This is a genomic window from Pseudomonas sp. P5_B2 (assembly GCF_056400445.1).
This window is the reverse complement of record NZ_JBFULH010000696.1, coordinates 1-1,977: the sequence shown is the minus strand read 5'-3', so window position 1 is coordinate 1,977 and position 1,977 is coordinate 1. Positions and strand designations below refer to the sequence as shown.

The 1,977-nt window shown below is 57.4% G+C and carries 2 protein-coding genes; both read right to left on the bottom strand.

Translation table 11 applies throughout. The annotated features are described in order from the left end of the window. Nucleotides 1–169: 169 nt before the first annotated feature. A complete protein-coding gene (locus AC1DRJ_RS25730) occupies nt 170–781 on the bottom strand; it encodes a Yip1 family protein (protein ID WP_477804635.1) in 612 nt (203 codons plus the stop codon). 99 nt (nt 782–880) lie between these two features. Then, complete coding sequence (locus AC1DRJ_RS25725; protein ID WP_477804636.1) at nt 881–1,738, bottom strand: SDR family oxidoreductase; 858 nt, start codon at nt 1,736–1,738, stop codon at nt 881–883. Nucleotides 1,739–1,977 lie beyond the last annotated feature (239 nt).

Here is a 1,977-nt window from a genome sequence, read left to right as displayed (position 1 = left end):
TGGCAGCGCCAAGCACCAGACACACCGCCGACGTGGTCACCGGCATCCAGCGCAGATACGACGACGTCAGCGCCAGCGTCAACAGCACCGCACCCAGCACCGCCACCCATAGAATGAAGCTCATGTTTTTACTCGCTGGGCAGGTGCCGGGATGTAGGGGCTATAGCAATCAACCGACCGTTGCGCGTAGGTATTCAGGCGACAGCAGGTTGAACCACACCAGAATCATTTCCACCAGAATAGTCACTAAAACCAGCAAGCCCACGGCCCAGACGCACGTTGCGTACAGCAGGCCCTGCTCCTTGCGCTCGTGCATGAAGGTGGGCAAACCGACAAACAGTAAAAACGTCGAGTAGATGGACGCAGCCCCCAACACCAGGATCGCCAGCCAGCGACTCGGGTATAGCCCGGCGATGCCAGCAAGGAAGAACGGTGTCGCGGTGTACGCTGCAAACCCGATGCATTGATTGAGCGTAGGGCGCGCGTCGAAGGTGCGTGACATCCAGCGTATGAAGCCGCCCATGATTGCGACGCCGAGCACAATGGTCACGTACAGCAACACACAGAGTTGCATGGCGCTGGCGCTGCTGAGCTTGACCGTTTCGTTCTCCGCCAGGCTCCAGCCGACGTACGTGGTGCCGATAAACAGGCACACGGCGGGGATCAAGGCGAGCAGCAGTAGATGAGCGAGGTAGTGGCGCGGGTATGTTTCTTCTTCGCGACGAATATCGATCCACGCGAAGTTCGGTTGGGTGAAGAGTTTTACGATAGGTGCGGACATGACGACCTCCTCGGCAGCCCATGACAGGGTTTAAAACTATGGAGGGGAGATAGTTGGCAGGGGTTCATTTTTTCGATTAAAGCCGACCCCTGTCAGCGTTTACAGCATCGGTTTGCCGCCCGTAATTCCATAACGCTGGCCTGTGATGTAACTGGCCTCGTCCGATGCCAGCAACACATAAATAGGTGCCACTTCTACCGGTTGGCCGGGGCGGCCAAGCGGGGTGTGAGCACCGAAGTTTTGCACTTCTTCATCAGGCATGGTCGAGACAATCAGCGGCGTCCAGATCGGCCCCGGGGCCACGCTGTTGACCCGAATATTCTTCGGCCCGAGCAGCTGCGCCAGCCCTCCGGTGAAGTTGGCAATCGCCCCTTTAGTCGTGGCGTAAGCGAGGAGGGTGGGTTTGGGCATGTCCGAGTTCACCGAGCTGGTGTTGATGATTGAACTGCCCGGTTTCATGTGCTTGAGCGCGGCCTGACAAATGCGGAACATGGCCGTGATGTTGACATCGAAGGTCATCACCCATTCTTCATCCGGGATGTCTTCGAGGTTTTCGTGGGTCATCTGGAACGCGGCGTTATTGACCAGAATATCGATACGGCCGAAACGCTCGACGGTCTTGTCTACCAAGGCCTGGCATTGGGCTTTTTGCGCAATATCGCCAGGCAGCAGCAGGGTTTGACGACCGGCGTCTTCGACCCAGCGTGCAGTTTCCTGTGCATCTTCGTGTTCATTCAGGTAGGCGATGGCGACATCCGCGCCTTCGCGGGCAAAGGCAATGGCCACCGCGCGGCCGATGCCGCTGTCTGCGCCGGTGATCAGGGCGATCTTGCCTTTCAACCGGCCCGAGCCTTGATAGGACTGCTCGCCACAATCGGGAACGGGGTCCATCTTGSGCTGAGAACCGGGGACCGGCTGTTGTTGTTTAGCGAAGGGTGGTTTGGGATAGTCAGTCATCATAAATCTCCGGCTTCAAGACAATCGGGTCAAAGGGTTGACCCTGGGGTTTTGTCTTGAGTTCGGTTGGATTTCAGCTGACGACAAATTCCAAATCACACATAAACCGAATGTGGGAGCGGGCTTGCTCGCGAATGCGGTGTGTCATTCAACAGGTATGCTGACTGATACACCGCATTCGCGAGCAAGCCCGCTCCCACAGGGGGGATGTGTGTTGTGTGTCAGGCCTTGCGATTGAG